Annotated in this window: 24 protein-coding genes; 16 read left to right on the top strand and 8 right to left on the bottom strand. The window is 51.2% G+C overall.

All coding sequences use genetic code 11. The features are described from left to right. The first annotated feature begins 14 nt into the window (after positions 1-14). The 11 genes from ndk (at position 15) to der (ending at position 11472) form a co-directional block, all read left to right on the top strand. Positions 15-419 carry a nucleoside-diphosphate kinase gene (gene ndk, locus ACIDF8_RS09580; RefSeq protein WP_412010397.1) on the top strand — a complete coding sequence of 135 codons (405 nt, stop codon included), beginning with the start codon at positions 15-17 and terminating at the stop codon, positions 417-419. A gap of 140 nt (positions 420-559) precedes the next feature. Continuing rightward, positions 560-1678 carry a 23S rRNA (adenine(2503)-C(2))-methyltransferase RlmN gene (gene rlmN, locus ACIDF8_RS09575; protein WP_412010396.1) on the top strand — a complete coding sequence of 373 codons (1119 nt, stop codon included), beginning with the start codon at positions 560-562 and terminating at the stop codon, positions 1676-1678. Positions 1679-1681: 3 nt separating this feature from the next. Continuing rightward, positions 1682-2482: a type IV pilus biogenesis/stability protein PilW gene (gene pilW / locus ACIDF8_RS09570; protein WP_412010549.1), complete on the top strand. Its 801-nt coding sequence runs from the start codon at positions 1682-1684 to the stop codon at positions 2480-2482. Positions 2483-2488: 6 nt separating this feature from the next. Continuing rightward, positions 2489-3796: a helix-turn-helix domain-containing protein gene (locus ACIDF8_RS09565; protein WP_412010395.1), complete on the top strand. Its 1308-nt coding sequence runs from the start codon at positions 2489-2491 to the stop codon at positions 3794-3796. A gap of 2 nt (positions 3797-3798) precedes the next feature. Next, positions 3799-5079, top strand: coding sequence for a flavodoxin-dependent (E)-4-hydroxy-3-methylbut-2-enyl-diphosphate synthase (gene ispG, locus ACIDF8_RS09560; protein ID WP_412010394.1), 1281 nt, complete (start codon positions 3799-3801; stop codon positions 5077-5079). Positions 5080-5118: 39 nt separating this feature from the next. Next, positions 5119-6378: a histidine--tRNA ligase gene (hisS, locus tag ACIDF8_RS09555; RefSeq protein ID WP_412010393.1), complete on the top strand. Its 1260-nt coding sequence runs from the start codon at positions 5119-5121 to the stop codon at positions 6376-6378. Between the two features lie 121 nt (positions 6379-6499). Next, positions 6500-7324: an ATP-binding cassette domain-containing protein gene (locus ACIDF8_RS09550; protein ID WP_412010392.1), complete on the top strand. Its 825-nt coding sequence runs from the start codon at positions 6500-6502 to the stop codon at positions 7322-7324. Between the two features lie 7 nt (positions 7325-7331). After that, a complete protein-coding gene (locus ACIDF8_RS09545) occupies positions 7332-8141 on the top strand; it encodes an ATP-binding cassette domain-containing protein (RefSeq protein ID WP_412010391.1) in 810 nt (269 codons plus the stop codon). A 35-nt stretch (positions 8142-8176) separates the two neighbouring features. Beyond that, positions 8177-8815 (top strand): YfgM family protein, encoded by a 639-nt coding sequence (locus tag ACIDF8_RS09540; protein WP_412010390.1) that lies wholly within the window; start codon positions 8177-8179, stop codon positions 8813-8815. Positions 8816-8821: 6 nt separating this feature from the next. Then, positions 8822-10036 (top strand): outer membrane protein assembly factor BamB, encoded by a 1215-nt coding sequence (gene bamB, locus ACIDF8_RS09535; protein ID WP_412010389.1) that lies wholly within the window; start codon positions 8822-8824, stop codon positions 10034-10036. After that, the gene (gene der / locus ACIDF8_RS09530) at positions 10036-11472 is read left to right on the top strand and encodes a ribosome biogenesis GTPase Der (protein WP_412010388.1); all 1437 of its coding nucleotides are present in this window, start codon (positions 10036-10038) and stop codon (positions 11470-11472) included. The genes bamB and der overlap by 1 nt, the downstream gene beginning before the upstream one ends. A gap of 120 nt (positions 11473-11592) precedes the next feature. On the opposite strand, the gene ACIDF8_RS09525 is transcribed toward der, so the two are convergent. The 5 genes from ACIDF8_RS09525 to ACIDF8_RS09505 all read right to left on the bottom strand — a co-directional run bounded on the left by ACIDF8_RS09525 (position 11593) and on the right by ACIDF8_RS09505 (position 15430). Continuing rightward, positions 11593-11940 (bottom strand): GNAT family N-acetyltransferase, encoded by a 348-nt coding sequence (locus ACIDF8_RS09525; protein ID WP_412010387.1) that lies wholly within the window; start codon positions 11938-11940, stop codon positions 11593-11595. A gap of 163 nt (positions 11941-12103) precedes the next feature. Next, entirely contained in the window at positions 12104-13084 is a 981-nt protein-coding gene (locus ACIDF8_RS09520; protein ID WP_412010386.1) for a S49 family peptidase, read from the bottom strand. Positions 13085-13189: 105 nt separating this feature from the next. Next, entirely contained in the window at positions 13190-13540 is a 351-nt protein-coding gene (locus ACIDF8_RS09515) for a Rieske (2Fe-2S) protein (protein ID WP_412010385.1), read from the bottom strand. Continuing rightward, a complete protein-coding gene (locus ACIDF8_RS09510) occupies positions 13537-14190 on the bottom strand; it encodes an HAD family hydrolase (RefSeq protein WP_412010384.1) in 654 nt (217 codons plus the stop codon). Before ACIDF8_RS09510 ends, ACIDF8_RS09515 begins: the two co-directional genes overlap by 4 nt. 121 nt (positions 14191-14311) lie before the next feature. After that, positions 14312-15430 (bottom strand): pseudouridine synthase, encoded by a 1119-nt coding sequence (locus ACIDF8_RS09505; protein ID WP_412010383.1) that lies wholly within the window; start codon positions 15428-15430, stop codon positions 14312-14314. Positions 15431-16045: 615 nt separating this feature from the next. Between ACIDF8_RS09505 and ACIDF8_RS09500 the strand changes: the two genes are divergently transcribed. Continuing rightward, positions 16046-18823 carry an Rne/Rng family ribonuclease gene (locus ACIDF8_RS09500; RefSeq protein ID WP_412010382.1) on the top strand — a complete coding sequence of 926 codons (2778 nt, stop codon included), beginning with the start codon at positions 16046-16048 and terminating at the stop codon, positions 18821-18823. A 78-nt stretch (positions 18824-18901) separates the two neighbouring features. Here ACIDF8_RS09500 and crcB read toward each other — a convergent pair whose 3' ends face one another. After that, positions 18902-19279: a fluoride efflux transporter CrcB gene (crcB, locus tag ACIDF8_RS09495; protein WP_412010381.1), complete on the bottom strand. Its 378-nt coding sequence runs from the start codon at positions 19277-19279 to the stop codon at positions 18902-18904. An 88-nt stretch (positions 19280-19367) separates the two neighbouring features. Here crcB and glgA point away from each other — a divergent pair, with 88 nt between their 5' ends. Further along, positions 19368-20825: a glycogen synthase GlgA gene (gene glgA, locus ACIDF8_RS09490; protein WP_412010380.1), complete on the top strand. Its 1458-nt coding sequence runs from the start codon at positions 19368-19370 to the stop codon at positions 20823-20825. A gap of 139 nt (positions 20826-20964) precedes the next feature. Here the strand turns inward: glgA and orn are convergent, their stop codons facing one another. Further along, positions 20965-21549 carry an oligoribonuclease gene (gene orn, locus ACIDF8_RS09485; protein ID WP_412010379.1) on the bottom strand — a complete coding sequence of 195 codons (585 nt, stop codon included), beginning with the start codon at positions 21547-21549 and terminating at the stop codon, positions 20965-20967. A gap of 99 nt (positions 21550-21648) precedes the next feature. Here orn and ACIDF8_RS09480 point away from each other — a divergent pair, with 99 nt between their 5' ends. The 3 genes from ACIDF8_RS09480 to rsgA are packed head-to-tail and all read left to right on the top strand — an operon-like array spanning position 21649 to position 24069. Further along, positions 21649-22896 (top strand): M48 family metallopeptidase, encoded by a 1248-nt coding sequence (locus ACIDF8_RS09480; protein WP_412010378.1) that lies wholly within the window; start codon positions 21649-21651, stop codon positions 22894-22896. Further along, positions 22893-23192 carry a c-type cytochrome gene (locus ACIDF8_RS09475; protein ID WP_412010377.1) on the top strand — a complete coding sequence of 100 codons (300 nt, stop codon included), beginning with the start codon at positions 22893-22895 and terminating at the stop codon, positions 23190-23192. Before ACIDF8_RS09480 ends, ACIDF8_RS09475 begins: the two co-directional genes overlap by 4 nt. Before the next feature lies 1 nt (position 23193). Continuing rightward, positions 23194-24069 (top strand): ribosome small subunit-dependent GTPase A, encoded by an 876-nt coding sequence (rsgA, locus tag ACIDF8_RS09470; RefSeq protein WP_412010376.1) that lies wholly within the window; start codon positions 23194-23196, stop codon positions 24067-24069. Positions 24070-24193: 124 nt separating this feature from the next. On the opposite strand, the gene ACIDF8_RS09465 is transcribed toward rsgA, so the two are convergent. Further along, positions 24194-24700 (bottom strand): PQQ-binding-like beta-propeller repeat protein (locus ACIDF8_RS09465; RefSeq protein WP_412010375.1); only part of this gene is annotated, 507 nt, incomplete at its 5' end.

Below are 24700 nucleotides of genomic sequence, written 5' to 3'. Positions count from 1 at the left end.
AATTTGGAGTTCTCATGGCTTTAGAGCGTACACTCAGCATTATCAAACCAGACGCCGTTGCAAAAAACGTGATTGGTCAAATCTACACCCGTTTTGAAAACGCCGGTTTGAAAATTGTTGCAGCTAAAATGACCCACCTGACTCAAGCTGAAGCTGAAGGCTTCTACGCTGTGCACAAAGAGCGCCCTTTCTTCAATGACCTGGTGAAATTCATGATCTCCGGTCCAGTGATGATTCAGGCATTGGAAGGCGAAAACGCTGTATTGAAACACCGCGACCTGATGGGTGCAACTAACCCTAAAGACGCAGTGCCAGGCACTATCCGTGCTGACTTCGCTGAAAGCATTGATGCGAACGCCGTGCATGGTTCCGATTCTTTGGAAAATGCAGCCATCGAAATCAAATACTTCTTTGGTTAATCAATTCATTTTTCTCATGGTCAGGTGTGGCTTGCAACAAATGATTTCCTTGCATACTCGCATGTATGTGGCGTCATCATTTTTTACGCGCGCCTGGTCTCATTGAGAAGCTTAATTGATTGCATAAGTAAGGAAAAAACTTGGTTAACTTACTCAATTTTAACCAACCGCAACTCGCCGAGTACTTCACCAGTCTTGGCGAGAAGCCCTTCCGCGCCAAGCAGTTGATGCGCTGGATGCATCACTTCGGGGTATTAGACCTCGAGCAGATGACCGATATTGCCAAAACCCTGCGCGAAAAATTACGCCAGGAAACTGAATTTACCCTGCCTGATGTGCAACTGGAACAGGTGTCTGATGATGGCACCCGCAAATGGCTCATAGGCACCAACAACCTCAAGGATGGCACTTCCAATAGTGTGGAAACCGTCTTTATTCCAGAAGATGACCGCGGCACCTTGTGCATTTCCAGCCAGGTAGGCTGCGCACTCGAATGCACTTTCTGCAGCACTGGCCGCCAGGGCTTTAACCGCAACCTGAACGTTTCTGAAATCATCGGGCAGTTATGGATTGCCAACCATTCCCTGCGTCAAGCGCCAGGTTACGACTTACTGCCGCCCGGTGAGCGCATTATCTCCAACGTGGTGATGATGGGCATGGGTGAGCCATTGGCTAACTATGACAACGTGGTCACGGCCATGCAGATCATGCTCGATGACAGCGCCTATGGCTTAAGCCGCCGTCGGGTGACGTTATCTACCAGTGGCATGGTGCCTGCAATGGACAGGCTCAAGGAAGATTGCCCCGTCGCATTGGCGGTATCGTTACATGCGCCGAATGATGCGCTACGTGATGAGATCGTCCCAATTAATAAAAAATATCCAATTAAAGACCTGATGGCTGCCTGCGAGCGCTACCTGGTCAAAGCACCTCGTGATTTTGTCACCTTTGAATATGTCATGCTGGATGGCGTGAATGACACGCTGGAGCATGCCAAGCAGCTGATCAATATCGTGCGTGATGTCCCCTGCAAATTTAACCTGATTCCATTTAACCCATTCCCGAACAGCGGCTACGGTACTTCCAAGCCCATGCAGGTGCGTGCGTTTCGTGATATGTTAATGCAAGCAGGCTTTGTGGTGACCGTGCGTAAAACCCGCGGCGATGACATTGATGCGGCCTGCGGCCAACTGGCAGGTAAAGTGCTTGATAAAACCCGCCGCACAGAAAAAACCATAGCAATACACCCGGAACAGTAAGTGATGACCCAACCCTTGCACACGCCTTTCGCGGTCATTTCTGCAGTGGCCTTGTTACTGTGGCTGCCAGGGTGTGCGCAAAATCCTTCTTCCAGCAACCAAAACCAGCCTTACGACCAACAACCTATCGGCCGCGAAAGCGGCGATGTCGAATCTGCCCGCGTACACACGGAATTAGGCGCAGAATATTTCCGGCTTAAACGTTACGACGTTGCGCTCGAGGAGTTTAATACTGCGATTGAGCGTAGCCCCAACTATGCGTTGGCCTACAATGGCCTGGGATTGGTCTATGCTGCACTTGGGGAAAAATCGCGTGCAGAAGCGGCTTTCAAGCGTGCCATCCAGCTACAGCCTGGCAGCTCGGAATCGCATAACAACTATGGCCGCTTCTTGTGTGACCAAGGGCAGTACGATGCCTCGCAAAAAGAATTTTTACAAGCAGTCAAAAATCCTCTCTACAAAACGCCACAAATCGCTTTGTATAACGCGGGCGTCTGCGCCCTGCGTGCGCAGCAAAAACCACAGGCCGAGCAGTATTTTTATCAGGCCTTGCAAATTGACCCGCTGGCGCATGCCAGCGCTTACCAGTTGGCTAACTTGCAGTTTGGCCGGGGCGAAGCGCAACTGGCCCTCAACACCCTACAAAATAGTGTGAACGTTGCCCCGACACCAGAGTCACTCTTTTTGGCAGTGCGTATTTGCCGCGCGTTACAACTGGCGGATGATGCGAATTATTACAGCGTGCAGTTGCATAAGCTGTTCCCGACTGCCAACGAAACCAAACAATTGCTGAAAATGGAGTAAACGCGCGTGACGTCAGAAGATCCTACCAACGTCCATCCTGCACCGGCAGAAAAACCCAGACGCGGCCGTAAGCCTAAGAATGCTACAGCGACGGCTCCAGTCCCTAGCCCAAGTGCTGAGATTGCCGCCTCATCAAACCTGAAAGCGACTCCAGTCGCAACCTCTGTTGCGCAAGCCGCCGCACAAGCTTCAGTTGAGGATGTAGCGCCGGTTGATGCCAATCTTCAAAATGTGACTCACCCATCGGAGACAACGACCCACCCTGCCGGCGATGCTCCAGAAGAGTATGGTGCCGCCATGGGTTTGGAGAGCATCAGTGAACAACCGGCCAGCCCATCCATGACCTATGGTTCCGGCTGTGGCAATATCCTCAAGGCAGCGCGTGAGACACAAGGGTTGAGTATCCACGAGGTCTCTGGGCAGTTGCGCCTGGGGGTCAAGCAAATCCAGGCCATAGAGCAGGATGACTTCGACAAGTTACCGCAACCCAGTATTGTGCGTGGGTTTATCCGCAATTATGCGCGCCTGCTCAACATTGATGTGGCCCCCATTCTGGAAGCCTATCAGCGCATCGTACCGGACAAGGCCCCATTACCACTGAGCGTACGCTCAAATGCCAGCCGTTCTGTGATCGATAAGCCAGCGCGTACCCTGCGTCCACAACGCTTGCTCACCTTGCTGATCTTTTTGATATTGGCCGCTATTGCCGCCTATTTTTACATCAACCACATCAAGCCGCACACCCTTAAAGATGCTTCGCTCGCGCTAGATGTGGCAGAAATCAGCGAAACCACCGGTCAGCAAATTGAAATTCCGGCACCGCAAGCAGCACCTGCATCCGCTGAAACCGGCACCCCTGCCGACAGTGCTGCGGCAGTAGACGCGGCAAGCAGCGCGAATCCTGTTGCCACAGAAGCCCCTGCTACTGACATCGGCGCCAGCCAACAACCTGCGGCTGGCATGGTACCCCAGACAACCGCGGATAGCGTGGTGAGCACGCCCACCATTGTCAGCACACCGACACCGGCGGCCGGTCAAGCAGTTGAAACCACCACACTCAAAGCCGTGGATCCGCAAAAGGCTAACCTCTTCTTTAAGGTTACTGAAGATTCCTGGGTACGGATTGAAGACATGCAAGGCAAAAAAGTATTTAGTGAAGTGCTGCCTGCCGGTTCAGAACGCCAAGTGGTGACAGACAAACCAGTCAACATCACGGTCGGCCATGCTGCTGGCACCCAGCTGACTATCGATAATCAGCCTTACGATTTAACCCAAGCCACCCGTGGGCGTGTGGCGCGTATTCAATTGAAATAATCATGATATCCCGTAGACATACCCGCCAAGTCATGGTCGGACACGTTGCGGTCGGCGGCGGCCTGCATGGCACCACAGTCTCTCCAGTGGTCGTGCAAAGTATGACCAATACTGATACCGCTGACGCTGCAGCCACTATCGCACAAGTGTATGCCTTGTGGCAGGCCGGTTCCGAAGTCGTCAGAATTACCGTGAATAGCGCAGAAGCAGCCGCGCAAGTCTCCACCATACGCAAAGGCCTGGATGCGTTGGGATGCTTTGTACCCTTGGTCGGTGATTTCCACTTTAATGGCCACAAACTGTTACAAGCTTACCCTGACTGCGCTGAAGCCCTGGCCAAATACCGTATCAATCCCGGCAATGTTGGCAAAGGCAGCAAGCGTGATGAACAGTTCGCAGCCATGATAGAGGCCGCCATCCAGTACAAAAAAGCCGTCCGTATAGGCGTCAACTGGGGCAGCCTGGATCAAGCCAAAATGGCGCAAATGATGGATGACAATGGCAAGTCCGCCAATCCACTCTCGGCGGACGCCTTGATGCGTGAAGCCTTGATTCAATCTGCGCTTGAAAGTGCCCAGCAAGCTGTCGATTTGGGTTTAAACCCGGATCAAATCATCATCTCCTGCAAAGTCAGCAATGTGCAAGATCTGGTATTGGTCTATCAAGCATTGGCGCAACGCTGTGATTACCCGTTGCATCTCGGTTTGACTGAAGCTGGCATGGGCTCTAAAGGCATTGTCGCCTCCACTGCGGCCCTGGCAATTTTATTGCAGCAAGGCATAGGCGACACCATCCGCGTCTCACTGACGCCAGAACCGAATGAGTCCCGCACCAAAGAAGTCGTGGTCGCCCAAGAAATCCTGCAGACTATGGGCATCCGCTCGTTTACCCCATTGGTGACCGCCTGCCCGGGCTGCGGCCGAACCACAAGTACTTATTTCCAAGAATTAGCCATGCAAATCCAGACCTGGTTACGCAACCAGATGCCAGTTTGGCGTAGTCAATATCCTGGCGTGGAAACGCTTAATGTGGCGGTCATGGGTTGCGTGGTCAATGGTCCTGGCGAGTCTAAACTAGCCAATATTGGCATCAGCTTGCCAGGTACGGGCGAAACGCCGGTAGCCCCTGTGTTTGTTGATGGTGAAAAAACCGTCACCCTCAAAGGTGACCATATCGCTGAAGAATTTCAACAGATCGTGGATGAGTATGTGCGTACGCATTATGCCGAAGGTGGCAAATTGCGCAGCAACAAAGCACCTGTGATCCCGATTGTCGCTATATAAGCCGCTGTATAAGCCATCCAACTCGCCATTTAGTCCAAAATGAGTCAAACATTTCAATCCATTAAAGGTTTTTACGACATCCTGCCAGAAGCCACGCCTTTGTGGTTCAAGCTTGAAGATACGGCACGCCGCGTCTTGAGCCAGTATGGTTACAACAACATTCGCATGCCCCTGGTCGAGCCGACCGAATTGTTTGTGCGCAGCGTGGGCGAACATACGGACATTGTAGAAAAGGAAATGTACGCCTGGGAGGACAAGCTTAATGGCGACAAATTGACCTTGCGCCCAGAAGGCACCGCTGGTTGCGTACGCGCAGTCGTTGAACACAACCTTACCTACAATGGCCCGCAACGTTTGTGGTACATGGGGCCGATGTTCCGTCACGAAAACGTGCAAAAAGGCCGCCAGCGCCAGTTTCATCAAATCGGCGTGGAAGCGTTTGGTTTTGAAGGACCAGACGTGGATGCCGAGCAAATCGTGTTGCTGGCCCGCCTTTGGCAAGCGCTGGGGATTGCAGATGTTGAATTACAGTTAAACAGTATTGGGGATGCCGATGAGCGCGCACAATACCGTCAGACCTTGATTGCCTATTTTGAGCAGCATATGGACTTGCTGGATGAAGACGCAAAACGTCGCCTGCATAGCAACCCCTTGCGGATTCTGGATACAAAAAACCCACGCATGCAAGCCATGTGTGAGGCCGCCCCCAAGCTCATGGATTGCCTGGGTGAAACATCCAAACAGCATTTTGCCCAATTGTGCACCCTGCTCGAACAGGCAGGCATTGCTTACACAATCAACCATAGACTGGTGCGTGGCCTGGACTATTACAACCGTACCGTCTTTGAATGGGTGACCACCAAACTTGGCGCACAAGGGACCATTGCAGGTGGCGGACGTTACGACACCCTGGTAGAACGGATTGGTGGCAGCGCGACACCGGCTTGCGGCTTTGGTATTGGCCTGGAGCGGGTTTTCCTGCTGATGCAGGAATATGGCGTCAGTGCCCAGAACCAGCCAGATATTTACCTGGTCCATGCAGGCGAGCTGGCGACACAAAAAGCCTTTACCGTGGCCGAAAGACTGCGTAGCATGGGGCTAAATGTGGTATTACATGCCGGTGGCGGCAGTTTCAAATCACAAATGAAAAAGGCCGACCGTAGCGGTGCACGCTTTGCCGGCATTTTGGGGGATGATGAAGCGACCGTTGACGAGCTGACGTTAAAGCCGATGCTGGGTCAAGGCGAGCAGACACGTGTCAGTCTTGAACAAGTAGCTAGCATCGTCAATGCAGCTTGATTAGCGGCAGTGTTCGTATGGAATGCTGGCAAGTCAAATGGCAGGCTGGTCTCATTAGACCGCAGTCGCTGTCATGGCGATGATTCCGTAACTTTTTGAATCTGGGGATTGATCGATCAATATGAGTGAAATCTTAAATATCCAGGACCTCACTATTTGCCCGGCAAATGCCCCTGAGCGCCGCCTCGTCAAACAGGCATCGCTCAGCCTCTCCCGTGGCAAGACCACTTGTATCGTCGGTGAGTCCGGCAGTGGCAAAAGCCTGACTGCGCTTAGTATCATGAAGCTGCTCTCACCACAATTGCGCATGCAGGGCCGTGTCGTTTTTCAAGGCCAGGATCTCAGTCAATTGAGTGAGCGCGAGATGCAATCTATCCGCGGCCGCAAAATCGGCATGATTTTCCAGGAGCCGATGACATCATTAAATCCGGTACTCACCATAGGCTTCCAGATCGGCGAGCCGCTGCAAACGCATTTAGGGCTTAAAGGTGCCGCACTCAAACAAAAGGTTGCTGCGTTACTGACGCAAGTAGGCATTGATCCCTCCCGTGCCAACAGTTATCCCGACGAGCTTTCTGGCGGGCAGCGCCAGCGTGTGATGATTGCCATGAGCATCGCCTGCCAACCTGCCCTGCTCATTGCCGATGAACCCACCACGGCGCTGGATGTCACCGTGCAAGCGCAAGTGTTACGCTTGCTTGATGAACTCAAACAAGGGCTGAATATGGCCATGCTGTTTATTACCCACGACTTTGGCGTGGTCGCGGATATTGCCGACGATGTCATCGTCATGTTCAGGGGGGAAATCGTCGAGGCCGGACCTGTCCAGCAAGTATTACATGCGCCACAGCATCCTTATACGCGCGCACTACTCGCTTGCGTGCCCGATGCCGAGGGCAAAAAAATCTTACAACCCATGCGCTACGACTGGCTCACGCCTGCGTGAGGTGAATATGACAGATTTATTGTTACAAGCCCATCGCCTCAGTAAAACCTACCGCCAGCGCACCGGCATGCTCGGCCTGCACACGCAGACTATACATGCACTCGATGATGTTAGCCTGCAACTCAAACGGGGCACTACGCTGGCAGTGGTCGGCGAATCTGGAAGCGGAAAATCTACCCTGGCACGCGGCATTTTACGCCTGTTGCCGTTAGACCACGGCCAAGTCATCTTCGATGGCCAGGATTTTCTCGCGCTGGACCAAACGCGCCTGCGGACGGCACGCCGCCATATGCAAATGGTGTTTCAAGATCCCTTTGCGTCACTCAACCCGAGAATGCGTGTTGGAGAAATTATCGCCGAAGGCTTGGTGATTCACGGCATTGGCGATCACAAACAACAACAGAACAGCGTGTTTGCCATGCTGGAAAAAGTTGGCCTGAAAGCCGAAGACGCCAGTAAATACCCACACCAGTTTTCAGGGGGACAACGTCAGCGTATAGGCATCGCACGGGCCTTGATTCTGCAACCCAAGCTGGTCATTTGCGATGAACCCGTGTCGGCGCTAGATGTCTCGGTGCAAGCGCAAATCCTGTTATTACTCAAACAGCTACAACAAGAAATGGGGCTGAGCTACTTGTTTATTACGCATGATTTACGCGTGGTCAGACACATTGCAGATGAGGTTTTGGTCATGCAAAAAGGCAAAGTAATTGAGCAAGGAAGCGTAGAAACCATTTATAATGCTCCCCAGCAAAAATATACCCAACAGCTGCTTAGCGCAATTCCTGGTCAAGGCATGCGCAAAGCCGCCGCATAATTAATATCCTATTACAAAAATACGCAGGAAATTCAATGGCATACGATTTGGAAGAACAGGAACAACTAGACGAGTTTAAAGCCTGGTGGAACAAGAACGGTAAATTGGTTACCCGTCTGCTGATTGCAGCGGTTGTCGTATATGGTGGCTGGCAAGGCTACCAGTCTTATATGAACAGTAAAGCGACGGCAGCCTCTACTGCCTACCAGACCTTGATCAGCAGCGCATTGCAGGATGTAGATAGCAAAAAAGCCGAGCAAATTAGCAAGGAAGCGCAAGCCATTGAGCAGGACTACAGCATGACCCCTTATGCTGGACGCGCCGCCCTGTTTGCCGCACGTGCCTTGCATGAAGCCAAACAAGCCGAAGCCGCCGAAAAACAATTGCGTTGGGCGTTGGCAGAAGCCAAAGAACCTGCCATCAAACAAATGGCTGCCATTGAAATTGCCGGTTTGCAAATCGAGCGCAATGCGCTGGATGACGCAAAAAAAACGTTGGAAGCGATCAACGACCCAGGCTTTGAAGGGCTTAAAAACAGTTTGCTTGGTGATATCCTGATGGCGAAAAAGCAAGAAAAAGAAGCCAAACAAGCCTACACTAAAGCGCTTCAAACGCTTGATCCTGAAGGAAAACTGTTTTACCTGACCCAGCAGAAGCTGGATGCTTTAGGATAATTGCGAATGAAGTTGAGTCTTGCCAACCTGCATTTTCCGTCTTACCGTCTCAAACAATTGACGCTGGTTGCCCTGAGTGTCATGGGGTGCAGTTTGACTGCATGTACGGCATTCAACGACATTAAAACCAATTTGAGTGAGAGTATTTTTGGCGCGGAGCCTGCAAACCCGCCTGCAGAGCTGGAGGACATCAAATCCTCTTACGAGGCACGGATACAGTGGTCTACCGATGTTGGCGAGGCTGGCCGCTTTAGCTACACACCGGTGTTGGCTGACAATATGGTGTACGCCGTAAACGCCGAAGGCAGCGTGATGCAGATTTCTGCAGAAAATGGTAAAACCGTTTGGGAAACTAAGTTGGATGAGCCCATCAGTAGTGGTGCAGGTCTAGGTGGTGGGCTGGTATTGGTTGGCACCAGCAAAGGCCATGTCTATGCCCTGAACCTGAACGGCAAGAAGCTTTGGAGTGCGGTCCTTACCAGCGAAATTCAAGGCTCGCCCAGATACTATGACGGCACCGTCATTGTCCGCACCACTGATCACCATATTTATGGCATAGATGCCGCAGATGGCCGCCGAAAATGGTCCTATGAGCGCGTCTCGCCTTCTTTATCACTTAAAACACATGCTGGCATCGTGGTTGACAGCGGTGCTATTTATGCAGGCTTTCCAGGCGGAAAACTGGTGGCAATCCGGGCTGATAACGGCAAACTGATTTGGGAAGCTACCGTTGCCCAGCCCAAAGGCGTGACTGAAATCGAACGTATTGCTGACATTACCAGCCTGCCCTATGTTGATGGCCCACTGGTATATGTCGTGGCTTATCAGGGTAAAGTGGCCGCCGTGGACCGTCAGCGCGGGCAAGTGGTATGGAGCCGCGACATTTCAAGCTATGTCGGCCTGACTGCTGAAAATAACAAGGTGTATTTGAGCCATACCATAGGCTCCGTTTATTCACTGGATGCCAGCAACGGCAAAACTTTCTGGCGCCAGGGCAACCTGGGCTACCGCAATCTGACCGTGCCATTGCCACTGAGTAATATTGTGGCCGTGGGTGATCTGGAAGGCTATGTCCATTTACTGAGCCAGGATGACGGCAGCTTTGTCGGTCGTTTGCAATTAGGCTCCAAACCGCTTATGGCATTGATCGCAGGCACCAACGCCAATCAGTTTTTTGCACAATCGCGTGACGGTCACCTTTACGCAGTGACATACAAATAATGCTACCTACCATCGTGCTTGTTGGCCGTCCTAATGTCGGCAAATCTACCTTATTTAATCGTTTGACCAAATCGCGGGACGCGCTGGTCGCCGATTTGCCTGGTCTCACGCGTGACCGTCACTATGGCCGCGGCCTCGGTGCCAGCCAGCCTTATCTGGTCATTGATACCGGTGGCTTTGAGCCCACCGCTGATACCGGCATCCTCAAAGAAATGGCCAAGCAAACCTTGCTTGCCATTGATGAAGCCGATGTCATTATTTTTCTGGTCGACGCCCGTGCTGGCCTGACACCGCAAGAATTTACCATTGCGCAAACCTTGCGCAAGGCCCAGCGGCCAGTGCTGCTGGCAGTAAACAAAACCGAAGGCATGCGCAAGGCAATTGTCAGTGCGGATTTTCATGAACTGGGCATGGGTGACCCCCTGTCCATCTCCTCCGCCCATGGTGAAGGCGTCAGGGATCTGATTGAACTGGCGCTGGAAACCATTGCCGATAAAGACATCGAAGCGGCCGAGCCAGTGAATCCCGACAACCCCCGCATTGCGATTGTGGGGCGCCCTAACGTTGGCAAGTCCACACTGGTGAATGCCTTGCTCGGTGAAGACCGCGTCATTGCCTTTGACCAGCCAGGCACGACACGCGACTCGATTGAAATCGCGCTAGAAAAAAATGGCAAGCACTACACTATCATTGACACCGCTGGTGTGCGCAAACGCGGCAAGGTATTTGAAGCGGTTGAAAAATTCTCCGTGATCAAAACCATGCAAGCGATTGAAGATGCCAACGTGGCTATTTTGGTGGTCGATGCCCAAGAAGGCATTACCGAGCAAGATGCGCACGTTGCCGCTTACATTGTCGATGCCGGGCGTGCCTTAGTGGTGGCCATTAACAAATGGGATGGCTTGCAGGACGATGAACGCGAATGGATCAAACGTGAAATTGACCGCAAACTGCAATTCCTCGATTTTGCCAAGTTCCACTATATCTCGGCACTACGTAAAAAGGGCTTGAATGAATTACTCGGCTCTGTCGATGTGGCATTCAAGGCTGCCATGGCAAAGCTGGCTACCCCGCAATTAACACGTGTATTGGGCGAAGCCACTACCCAGCATCAGCCGCCTATTAGCCGCGGCATCCGACCCAAACTACGCTATGCGCACCAGGGGGGCAGCAACCCGCCGATTGTGGTGGTGCACGGTAATCACATTGATGGCGTCAAGGCCAGCTATACGCGTTTTCTCGAAGGGGTGTTCCGTAAAGCCTTCCAATTGGTAGGCACGCCGCTGCGAGTGCAATACCATCAAGGTGAAAATCCGTTCGATAAGCAAGAAGATGAGCGTAAAAAAGGTGAAGGCCTGGTCACTATGCGCAGACGTAAAAATGAAATGCGCGCCAAACTGAAGGCACGCAACGAACAAAATAAAACAAAAAAATAATTGCTTGATCGCTCCGGGATGGGCTTTTGCTTTATTCCATCCTTGGCTGTCAAATTAACGCTCACAGGCAGCATTCCTCTACAGTACTCAAGCTGAAGTCAGATTCATTTGAAACTGACTTCATACGTTTGCCAGCTTGTGCATTGCCAGCTTGTCATAGCAGGCACGTGCCACCTGGTTATCTTCAGCAGTTACCCAACGGATCACCGACCATTCCTGCAGTTGTCCAATCTGCATCACTGCCTTGATAAAAGCGGTGCCAACACCCTGTCCTCTGAACGCAGAAACCACAAATAAATCATCGAGATAGCCGCCTATGCTCGCCGCCAAGGGTCTAACAAAAGCACGATAATGTGCAAATCCAATCAGGCGCCCCTGCGCATCCACTGCCACCAAAGCAAATATGGCGGGAGACGGCTGGTGTAACCACTGCCAGACCTGTTCACGCATGGCGACAGACTGATTCACAGCATAAACCTGGCGTATTCAGCATACAAGGCTGACCACTCGGCATGATCTTCACCAGCCATTGGACGAATATGGAAACGGGATGGTTGTGTCATGAGCGTCCTTCAGTCATACGGTAAACAAAAAAAGGGACCTTGCGGTCCCTTTGTATACATTTCAAAGATTAACGCAAGGTGGGCAACAGATTTTTTGCGCTCACGCCCAGCTCTTGTGCCATGCTGGCGCCCAGCTTCTTGGCGAAACGGTCAACCACAGTTTCCTGATAGGTAAAGTCCACAATCTCAGCTTGCTTGATCACTTCGCGCGCCACATATTCTGCACTTCCCTGCGCATCAGCCAAGCCCAACTTAATGCTTTCTTCGCCATTCCAAAACAGGCCGCTAAACGTATCAGCGTTCTCTTTGAGGCGGCTGCCACGGCCTTCACGCACCACGGTGATAAATTGCTGGTGGATTTGATCCAGCATGCTTTGCGCAAATGCCTGTTGTTTTGGATTGATTGGAGAGAATGGGTCCAGCATGCCTTTGTTTTCGCCGGCGGTCATCAAACGGCGCTCGACACCGACTTTCTTCATGGCTTCAGTAAAACCGTAACCATCCATCAGCACGCCGATGGACCCGACAATACTGGCTTTATCGACAAATATCTTGTCTGCAGCGACTGCAATGTAATAGCCGCCTGAAGCGCAGATATCTTCCACCACGGCATAGACAGGAATTTCAGGGTGTAATTTGCGCTGACGGTGGATTTCATCATTGATGATGCCCGCTTGCACCGGGCTGCCACCTGGGCTGTTGATACGCAGGATAATCCCCTTGGTCCCCTTATTATCATAAGCATCATTCAGGCTGCTAATGACGGCATCGGCATTGACTTGGCCACCGGCCTCAATCACGCCGGAAATGTCGATCAGGGCGGTGTGGGCAATAGAGGTGCTTTTGCTTTGCCCGACCCAGCCCAATAACATCATGAGCAAGAAGAAAAGGTAGATAAACGTCAGTGACTTGAACAACACTGACCAGCGTCTGGCTGTTTTTTGCTCCTGCAGGCCGGCCAGTGCAATTTTTTCTACTGTGCGCAAAGCCCAATCCTGGGAAGCTGGACTTGGTTGTGAATCTGAAGATGGCGTATGGTTTTCTTGCATTATTCAACTTTCGTCTATTGGTTTTTAGCTATTCTAGCAATATTTGCGGGCGTAACGCTGGCTATTTGAGCAATGTGCCAGATCCGCCAAACTGACACCCTGTCACTAAAACTGGTCGAGATGAACCGTGACGACGCCATTCTCTTCACTCACAGGAATAGAGGATAGCCGTTTGCCCTGGCACGGCCCGACCACACAGTAGCCAGTTTCTGGCGCATACATGGCGCCGTGAGTCGCACAGATCAGCCACTCATGGGTCATGTTAAAAAACTTGCCATGCTCCCAGTCCAGTTCTACTGGCACATGCGCGCAGCGGTTCACATAAGCATAAGGTTTGCCCTCAAAGCGGACGACAAAGCCAGTGGCATGCGGACCAAGCGCCGGGATGTCAAAGCGCAGCCCATCGCCTTTTTCCGGCAAGGCGGCGCTGTCAAAAGTGACGGCATCAAGACTCATGTCTGCTCCAATAACCAGGCACTTAATGTTGCCACATCATGAAACAGGTAATCCGGTGAATACTGCTGTAAATGCTCGGCTGTTTGCGACCCATAACTGACCGCAGCCGTGTTCACCCCTGCGTTCTTGCCCATTTGCATGTCATATTGTGAATCGCCTATCATCAAGGTGCGCTCCGGCATCACCACCAGTTCATCCATGAGCTCATCCAGCATTTGCGGATGCGGCTTGGAAAAACATTCATCCACAGTTTTAGTAGCGTTAAAGCACTTGGCCAGGCCTGATTGTTGCAAAGCAGTATTTAACCCGCGTCGCCCCTTGCCGGTCGCAACGGCCTGCTTGCAACCTTTGCGGTCAATGGCAATAATCGTGCCGGCGATGCCTTCGAACAATAAGATATTGTTTTCATTGGTGTAATAGTTACGGTTGTAATTGGCCGCCAGGGACTGTGCCTGAAATTCGGGAATATCACCAAACAAGACTTCTATGGACTCCCGCAGTCCCAAACCGATAATGCTGCGCGCACGCACTTCGGTGAGGCCAGGCAGTCCCGCTTGTTCTGCGGCTTTAATCAATGCTTGGGAAATCAAACCGGTAGAGTCTGCAATGGTGCCATCCCAATCCCAGACAATTAAATCAAACTGTTTCACTATAAAACCTCTTCACTATACAACTGCTGCAAAATCCAACCTCTACAAGATCAAACCACTTTACTCAGCAGATTTACTTTAAATCTCAACAATGATGATGCGCCCTGAACACACGCCCCGCTTATTTTACGGCCGGATGTTGACGTTGTTGTTGCAAAAAGCTTTCAAGCTCTGTGGGTAACGGTGCCACCAAATGCAAGGGCTCGCCGGTCAGCGGGTGGGCAATCCGTGTCTCACTGGAATGCAGGAACATGCGCTTTAATCCTTGTTTGCTCAACTGCTTGTTTAAGGCAAAGTCGCCATATTTGTCATCCCCCAGAATCGGAAAGCCAAGGTGAGACAATTGCACGCGTAACTGATGGGTGCGCCCGGTAATCAATTTAGCCTGTAAAAAGCTATATGGCCCCAAGCGCTGCTGAAGATAAAACCAGGTTTCAGAGATTTGCGTCTCAACTTCAAACTTGCCTTTGGCGGCATGCCGCTGGGCAGTGAGGCCACTGGCTTTGAGTGACTTTCTTCCGCCGGGTTCAGGGTTAAGCAATGGCTCATCCACCACCTGCACTCTGCGCTCGCCGCTTTCAGTGACATACTTTTGCAAATCCAGCGTGACTTTTTTCCTGGCTTCGGTCCACTGCCCCTGCACCAGCATCAAATAACGCTTATCCATGTGATGATGGCGCATAGCTTCATGCAGCGCGGTCAAGGCAGAGCGTTTTTTGGCAATCATCAATACGCCTGATGTCTCGCGGTCTAGCCTATGCACCAGCTCAAGAAACTTGGCTTGCGGGCGCTCCAGGCGCAATTGTTCAATGACGCCCAGACTGATACCACTGCCGCCATGTACCGCCATCCCAGCCGGCTTATTCAACGCCAGCATGGCATCATCTTCATAAATCACTTGTTCGGCCAACTTGGCCTTGATCGCAGGAGCCGCTGGCTTGGCTGCGGCTTCAGCCAGGCGGATGGGTGGCACGCGTACTTCATCCCCTAGTTGCAACCGGTATTCAGCATCCACGCGCTTTTTATTTACGCGCACCTCGCCACTACGCAAAATGCGGTAAATATGGCTTTTAGGCACCCCTTTAAGCACTTTGGACAGAAAATTGTCTACCCGTTGGGTTTCAGAGGCTTCATCGACCATTAAAAATGTCACACGATCACTGGCAGGCCTGGTCTCGGAATCCAGGCTGGAAGCCGTTACGGGTGACGCGAATGAGGAAGAACTTAATTGTGAGCTCATAGTTGCAGGTCGTGCTTTGCTTTATCAGGACTTATGGATATACTGTCGAGATTCTGAATCAATGGTTTACGGCAAAAGCGACAACATTGCCATGCCGATTTCGAGATGTAAAAATCTATGCATCTCTGACCTGTGAACCAAGATTCCCGGACCCGTCACCGTGTTCAGAATCAATAATTCAGAATCAAAAAAATTTTGGTGAATACCGCTCGCCATCAAGTAGCGATAATTAATTAGAAATGTTTTAACGCGAAGCTCACGCAGAATAACCAAAGAAATGAGCTCGGCGTTAGCCAACCCGAATTTTAACGAAATTACCCTCTGTTTAGGGTTTTATTTTGCAGTCACTCGCGCTGGACATGACAGGTGATACAAGCCTGCCACGCACACACTGCCCCTACCAGAAACCGAGTATTCAGCCACATCCCGTGTTGGCTGCACTCAAGTGCATATTGATGCCTGCGAACTGTGCTCACAATGTTGTCGCACACCTCGCAAAAGCCATTGCACCTCACCGGTGACACACCTGTCACTTCGTTAAGTTCCGGGGGTTGTTCACGACCACGGCCCGCCCTGCGCACATCTCTATTCTGACGCTTCGCCTAGGAGCCCTGAATGAAAAGAATGTTGTTTAACGCAACGCAATCAGAAGAATTGCGCGTTGCGATCGTCGATGGACAAAAACTCATAGACCTTGATATTGAACACGCTGGCAAAGAACAGCGCAAAAGTAATATCTACAAAGGGGTCATTACCCGTATTGAACCCTCTCTCGAAGCCGCCTTTGTCGACTATGGCACTGACAGACACGGCTTTTTGCCATTTAAAGAAATCGCCCGCAGTTATTTCCAAGACAAACCTGAACAAGGCCGTGCCCGTATTCAGGACGTGATCAAAGAAGGTCAGGAAGTCATTGTTCAGGTCGATAAAGACGAGCGTGGCAGCAAAGGTGCTGCACTCACCACCTTTATCTCGCTGGCTGGCCGCTATCTGGTGCTGATGCCCAATAATCCACGTGGCGGTGGCGTCTCCCGCCGTGTCGAAGGTGAAGAGCGTAACGAACTGCGCGACACCATGGCACAACTGGAAGTCCCTAATGGCATGAGCATCATTGCCCGTACTGCCGGCATTGGCCGCAATGCTGAAGAGTTACAATGGGATTTGAACTACCTGACACAACTGTGGCAAGCCATTGAAGATGCCTCTAACTTTCAACCTGGCGCTTACCTGATTTACCAGGAAAGCAGCCTGGTGATCCGCGCTATCCGCGACTACTTCAGTGCCGATATCGGCGAAATCCTTATTGATACCGCGGATGTGCATGAACAGGCCTTGCAGTTCATGAACCACGTAATGCCTGGCAACGTGACCCGCGTCAAATTGTATCAGGACGAAATTCCGCTGTTCTCCCGCTTCCAGATCGAGCATCAGATCGAATCTGCGTTTGCCCGTGAAGTGCGCCTGCCATCCGGTGGTGCCATCGTGATCGACCACACAGAAGCGCTGGTGTCTATTGACGTCAACTCTGGTCGTTCGATTAAAGGCGCGGATATTGAACAAACCGCGTTTAATACCAACCTCGAAGCTGCCGAAGAAGTAGCACGCCAGATGCGTCTGCGTGACCTGGGTGGCCTGGTGGTGATCGACTTCATCGACATGGAAAACCAGCGCAACCAGCGTGAAGTTGAGAATGCTTTGCGCGATGCGCTGCATCACGACCGCGCCCGCGTGCAAATGGGCAAGATCTCCCGTTTCGGCTTGCTGGAAATGTCACGCCAGCGCTTACGTCCTAGCCTGGGTGAAACCAATCACATGACCTGCCCGCGTTGTAATGGCACCGGTCATATCCGCGGCATCGAATCCACCGCATTGCACATCTTGCGCATTACGCAAGAAGAAGCCATGAAAGACAACAGCGCCATCATCCAGGTGCAGTTACCGGTCGAGGCTGCCACCTTCCTGTTGAATGAAAAACGTGCCGATATTCACAAGATCGAACAGCGTACTGGCGTGGAAGTCATCCTGATTCCTAACATCCATATGGAAACGCCAAATTACAACATCCTGCGTATCCGTCATGATGATGTGAACGAAGAAACCACTCAGGCCAGCTACAAAATGGTAGATCTGCCTAGCGAGTCTGACTACCAGCATCGCCTGCAACAAGCTGCAGCGCCTGCCAAAGCAGAAGCGGTCGTAAAAGGCATTACCCCTGCCACCGCCGCCCCGATTGTGGAAGAGAAACCTGCGCCAGCGCCAGTGACTGAGCAGAAAAAGTCATTCTTCGGCGTGATTAAATCCTGGCTGGGCCTGGACGAAAAAGAAGTGGTCCAAACGGTTGAAAAGCCTGCGCGTGAGAGCAAAGAGCACGGCCGCGACCGCAATAAAAACCGCAACCGCCGTGACCGTCAGCGTGACCGCAACCAGGAACGCAGCGAGCGTCCAGCCAATGAGCGTGCAAACAATGACCGGTCAGCAAAGGACACGCAGGAAGCCCAACATGGCAACAAACCGCGTCAGGAGCGTCCAGCTCAAGAAAAACCTGCGCAGAAAGAACGTCAGGAGCGTCAAGCCAATCAAGAGCAGAAAGCAGATAACAATAATCAGCCTGCATTGACCGCTCAACCAAACGACAACAAACAGGAACGTGGTGAGCGCGGCAACCGCCGTAACCGTCATGGCCGCCGTGACCGTCGTAACCGTGATGAAGCACCTAACCAGAACGCTGTCGATTCTGTAGAAAACAGTGTTATTGCCGAAACTGCTGCAACGGTGAATGTTGCCGCTGCACCGGTCGTTGCAGAAACTGCACCTACGCTTGCAGTAACTGAAACGACTGCCGCGGTCAGCCCGGTTCAAGTAGCTGAAACTGTGGTTGCCACGCCTGCGAATGAACGTCAATCTGCTGTTGCAGAAGCGACTGTTACTGAATCAACCGTTGCTGAATCAATCGTCGAAGGCACCGCCGCAGCAGCCAGCGCAGACGACAGTCCATCTGAAGCGCCCAAGGCACAAAAACCTGCACGCAATCGTTCACGTGCTGGCAAACCAGCAGCAAAAGCAAAATCAAAACAGGCTGATCAGGCGGTAGAAACCAGCGGAATTGAACTGGTGGAAACGGCTACGGCACCTGCCTCTGTCGCAACTGAAACCACAGAAGCCCCAGCGGAAGCGAAAAAGAAACCAGCCCGCAAGCGTAAGCCATCCGCGGCAAAAACCGCAGACGCGCCAGCGGATAGTGGGATTCAACTGGTAGAAACCAAAGCAGAAGTCGTCAATACAGCTGTGGAAGCACCGCAAAAAACCAAAAAGCCACGCAGCGCGGCTAAATGGAAAAAAGACGAAGCAGCCACGGGTCAGGATGGCCTGGTAATGGTTGAGACACAGAAATAAAGTGATGTGTCATCGCTAAAAAGAGGGCCTGTCAGGCCCTCTTTTTTTATCTGTTATCCAGCAAAAACACTTTACGTCTCAACTGGCATGCAAGCGCATGACACAACAGTACCCGGCAATGGTGAGCAGGATAGAAACCACCACATGCGCAGTCACGTAAACTAAGAGACCACTATAATTTTGCTTTTGCAGCAAATTGAATGCCTCAGCCGAGAAAGTAGAAAAGGTGGTCAGGCCGCCGAGAAAACCGGTTGTCATCAACAGCCGCCACTCAACAGACAGCATCGGTACCACTTGTAATATCCCCAATGCAATGCCCATTAACAGACCGCCAATGGCATTGGCCAGAAAGGTACCCAATGGAATTAAGCCACCCTGGTTAAGCTGCAGTGACAACCCCCATCTGATCCATGCACCGACACTGGCGCCAAATGCGACTGCTAGCCATGATTTCATTTGAATGTCCTTCTAAAACGTGTGGAGGCAATGTATCATAAGTTTAAAACATACAGCCTGAACCGCCCGTTGATTTAAAGAGATTGCCTTGCGTTTACTATTCGTTACTTCAGAAGTTTTCCCATTAATTAAAACAGGTGGTTTGGCAGATGTCAGTGGCGCACTCCCCGCCGCCCTTGCAGCCAGTGATATCGAGGTACAAATCCTTTTACCTGCTTATCGTGGCCTGCTGGCACAATGCAGTTCCCCACAGCACCTGGGGTCGCTACAACCCTTTCACGATATCCGCTGCGACCTCTACAAAACGCAGCTGCCAGGGACCAGCATCCCGTTGCTACTGATAGACTGCCCCGCACTGTATGATCGCGATGGCGGTCCTTACCACCATCCAGTGCACGGCGAATGGGAAGACAATCCGCTCAGGTTCGGGCTGTTATCCAAAGTGGCAGCGCTGTTGGCGATGCCAAATATGCTGCAGGCCTGGCAGCCTGAAATTGTCCATTGCAATGACTGGCAAACCGGCCTGACGCCCTACTACCTTAAGCAAATGGGTAGCCAGGCCAAGTCTGTGTTCAGCATCCATAACCTGGCGTTTCAGGGCAACTTTCATCCAGACTGGCGCTACCGTTTAACACTTAACCTAGACGACTATCAGGCTGAAGGGTATGAGTTTTATGGCCATCTCTCTTTTATGAAGTCCGGCCTGTTTTATGCAGATGCCCTATCTACCGTCAGCCCAACTTATGCCCGTGAAATTCAAACCGAACAATTCGGTTTTGGTTTTCAAGGCCTGCTGCAACATCGCGCCGCAGACTTAACCGGTATCCTGAATGGGATTGACATCGAGATCTGGAACCCAGCACAGGATCCTTATCTGCCAGCGCATTACACAGCCGATCAATTAGCCGGTAAACAGACGATCAAGCAGGCCTTGCAAGCCGAGCTTGGGCTTGATCAACACGCACAGACACCGCTTCTGGGCGTCGTCAGCCGGCTGACCTATCAAAAAGGCCTGGATATGCTGATTGAAATTGCGGACGAGTTACTCGCCGGCGGTTGTCAATTGGCTGTTCTAGGCAGTGGCGAAGCCACTATGCAACGACAATACCTGACTTTAATGGATCGCTATCCAGGTCGGGTGGCGGTCACCATCGGTTATAACGAGCCACTCTCACACCGGATTATGGCGGGTACCGATATTTTTGTCATGCCCTCACGGTTTGAGCCCTGTGGCCTTAACCAGATGTATGGCTTGCGCTATGGCACCATCCCTGTCGTCGCCAACACAGGTGGGCTGGCAGATTCTGTTCATGGTGGCGAGATCAGTGAACAAGGCATTCCTGACACCATGACCGGGTGGGTCATGGCGGATAACCATGCATCGACACTTTTGGTCACATTACAAACCGCGATGCAGGTTTATGCCAATTCTGGTCAGTGGCAAAAGCTCCAACAGCAGGCCATGCAGCAGGATGTGAGCTGGGAAACCAGCGCCCGACACTACCAAATCCTTTATCAAAACGTGCTTTCTGGCCAAAAAACATAGTTTTCAATTTCTCAGACACCAAAAAGGAGAAGTTGGCACAGAAGATGCTTATTACCAATCAAGCTTCTCCAAAGCTAACTTCTCCTCCCTCAAGACGCCGAATAGGCGTCTTTTTTTTGCCCGTCATCGGGCGATTGTCTTATTCAGTAGTAGCGGGTGGCGTCATATTCAAAAAATGCTCACGGTAATACTTAAGCTCATCAATGGACTCGTAAATATCTGCCAACGCTTCGTGCCGGCTGGCTTTTTTAAACCCAGCATAAATATCCGGGCGCCAGCGACGTGACAACTCTTTAAACACGCTCACATCGAGATTGCGGTAGTGGAAAAATGACTCCAGGCGTGGCATGTAACGCGCCATAAACCGTCTGTCCTGGCAAATGGAGTTGCCACACATGGGCGACTTGCCCGCAGGCACGTGCTCTTTCAAGAATGCCAGCATCGCATCTGTTGCCGCCTCTTCATCTAGAGTAGATGCTTTGACCTTATCAATCAAGCCACTGCGGCCATGCGTGCCTTTGTTCCATGCATCCATGCCATCCAGTACAGCGTCAGATTGATGAATGACCAGCACTGGGGACTCTGCAATCACATTCAATTGTGCATCGGTGACGACGCCAGCTAACTCCAGAATACGGTCCGTGTCAGGCAGCAACCCACTCATTTCCATATCCAGCCAGATTAAATTGTCCTGATTAGTCGCCAATTGTGTCCCTCTCGTCATGATTTCCATTAAAATGGAACATTATATTCAGTTCAGTGAACAAGGTGGTGTTAAATCCATCAAAATAAGTCACTACACTCATTCACTCTCATTATTGTTATGTCCGGATTATTTACTCAAATTTTTGTTGCTGTGATTGTGATCAGCCTGGCGGTACGTGTCTGGCTAGGTTTGCGCCATGTCCGCCATATTCAACAACACCGCGCACAAGTGCCTGCTGCCTTTAGCCAAACAATCAGCCTTGAGGCACACCAGCGCGCCGCAGACTATACCACTGCCAAGGTAAAACTGCGTTTGAGTGAAACCGTGATGGAAGCATTGATTTTACTGGCACTGACGCTAGGCGGTGTTTTACAACTGCTTGATCAAGCCTGGCAACAATGGCTGCCTGCGCATGAGATTATTCGGGGGGCGCTGGTGATTTGTTCAGCCATGTTAATCTCAAGCGCAGCGACCCTGCCTTTTGACTATATCCAAAACTTTAATGTCGATGAAAAATACGGCTTTAATAAGATGTCACGCAGTATGTTTTTTAGCGATCTGCTCAAACATACTTTTGTCGGCTTATTGCTTGGTGGCCCAATACTATTCGTTGCCCTCTGGCTCATGCAAGGGGCCGGAGACTTATGGTGGCTTTACCTGTGGCTGATCTGGAGTGCTTTTAACTTGTTTATGCTGGCTGTGTATCCTATTTGGATTGCGCCACTGTTTAACAAGTTTACGCCCATGCAGGATCAAACCCTTAAAAGCCGCATTGAAGCATTGATGCAAAAGTGTGGTTTTGCCAGCCAAGGCTTGTTTGTGATGGATGGTTCTACCCGCTCCGGTCATGGCAATGCTTACTTTACAGGATTCGGCAAAAACAAACGCGTGGTATTTTTTGATACTTTGCTGGAAAAACTCAGTGCCGATGAGATTGAAGCCGTCTTGGCGCATGAGCTTGGCCACTTCAAACATCAGCACGTGATCAAGCGCATTATTATGATGTTCGGCTTAAGCTTATTAGGCTTGGCGTTACTCGGCTACCTGATTAAACAGGAATGGTTTTTTACCGGATTAGGTGTAGCAGCGCCCAGCAACCACATGGCTTTATTGCTGTTTGTGCTGGTTTCCCCTGTATTTATGTTTATTCTGCGTCCCGTATTGGCGGCTTATTCCAGAACAAATGAGTTTGAAGCCGACCATTACGCAGCACAGCAGTCACGGCCACAATTCCTGATTGATGCACTGGTTAAACTATATCGCGACAATGCCTCCACACTGACGCCAGACCCGCTCCACTCCGCGTTCTATGACTCGCACCCGCCTGCGAGCCTACGAATTGCCAAATTGCAAACTTACGCATGAAAATTTCCCTGCTCTTCAGTTGGTTTTTACTGCTCGCCAGCCATCATGCGACCGCAGCAGATGCTCAACTGCAAGCAGGAAAAAAGCTGATTGATACCCATTGCATTAGCTGCCATGCCAGCAGCTATGGTGGCGATGGCAGCGGGATTTACACGCGCGATTACCGCAAAGTTCGCTCACTCAACGGGCTTAAAGCGCAAGTCACTAACTGCAACACCATGCTCAACCTCAAATGGTTTGATGATGAAGAGCAGCAAGTGGTACAGTACTTAAACCATACCTACTATCATTTCTAGCATGTCCCTTGACGGTCTCATTGTCGCAGCCTATGGCAAGCGCTATAACGTAGAATTGCCTGATGGCCGCCTGCTGAGTTGCGTGACGCGCGGTAAAAAAGTCGATAATGCCGCAGGTGACCGGGTGACAGTGACGCTCACTGCAGACAATGAAGGTGTCATCGAAAAAACGGCAGCGCGCACTACCCTGCTCTATCGTAGTAATGCTTACAAAAGCAAGATTCTGGCCGCCAATGTCACACAAATCCTGATTGTACTTGCGACACAGCCCAGCTTTTATGAAGACTTGCTGAACCGTTGCCTGGTTGCGGCTGAAGCGGCTGGCATCCGTGCGGTGATTATCCTGAATAAATGTGACTTGCCCAATCCGCAAGCCATACAAAAGCTGCAGCAATACGCTGAACTGGGTTACCTCACATTGCAGTTGAATGCCAAAGAATCTGTAGAGCCACTGAGACCCTTGCTTGAAGGCCACACCAGTGTTTTAGTCGGTCAGTCTGGGATGGGAAAATCGACCATTATCAATAGCCTTTTACCGGAGGCGCGCAGTAAAACGCAGGAAATCAGTACGACACTGGATAGCGGTAAACACACTACCACAGCGACACATCTTTACCATCTTAATCAACAGAGTGCCGTGATCGACTCACCTGGCCTGCAAGAATTTGGGTTGTACCACATCAATGAGACTGAGCTCGAATATGCCTTTGTCGAATTCAGACCTTTGATCGGTCACTGTAAATTCAATAATTGTACGCACACGCATGAACCAGACTGTGCGATTCTGAATGCCGTGAAAGCAGGTCGCATCGCAAATGAACGGCTACAAATTTTTCAACAAATCCGTAGCGAAAACAGCGTGCAAATCTACGGTTAAGTCCCGTTCCTTCGAGATATATCCCTTGCAATCTCACTTGCTGCAAATAAAAAAACACCCTGCCTAGGCAGGGTGTTTAGTTTGTTAACCGGTCAATCACTTGGCCGGTTATCGTGGTGATTGATTACAGTGAGAACACGTTCAATGCACCGCCGCCAGGAGCAGCGTTGTACTTCGTCAACTCTTTGTAACCACCAGCAGCACCCAGTGCGTCTGTGTCAGTAGTCATACCCAAGTTCATCGCAACACCAGCCCAACCACCGATACCAGACAAGATACCAACGTATTGTTTGCCTTTGTTACCGTAGGTGAACGCGTTACCAATTGCACCAGAACCCACTTGGAATTTCCACAGTTCTTTACCTGTTTTGGCATCAACTGCTTTGAACCAGCGATCCAAAGTACCGTAGAACACGAGATCTGAAGCTGTAGTCAGAGCACCACTCCAAGCAGAGAACTTCTCTTTGTTGTACCAAACTTTTTTGTTGGTCATCGGATCGTAAGCACCGAAACCACCCATCACGCCGTCTGGACCAGCAAACATAGTCAGTGTCGCACCAACCCATGGTTGACCAGCAACGTATTTGGACTCAACTGGCTCGTATGTCATACATACGTGGTTCAATGGTGT

It is taken from the genome of Methylophilus sp. 3sh_L (assembly GCF_046766015.1).
Lineage (GTDB): Bacteria > Pseudomonadota > Gammaproteobacteria > Burkholderiales > Methylophilaceae > Methylophilus.
Note: the sequence above shows the minus strand (reverse complement) of the source record. Positions and strands in the feature narration are given on the sequence as shown.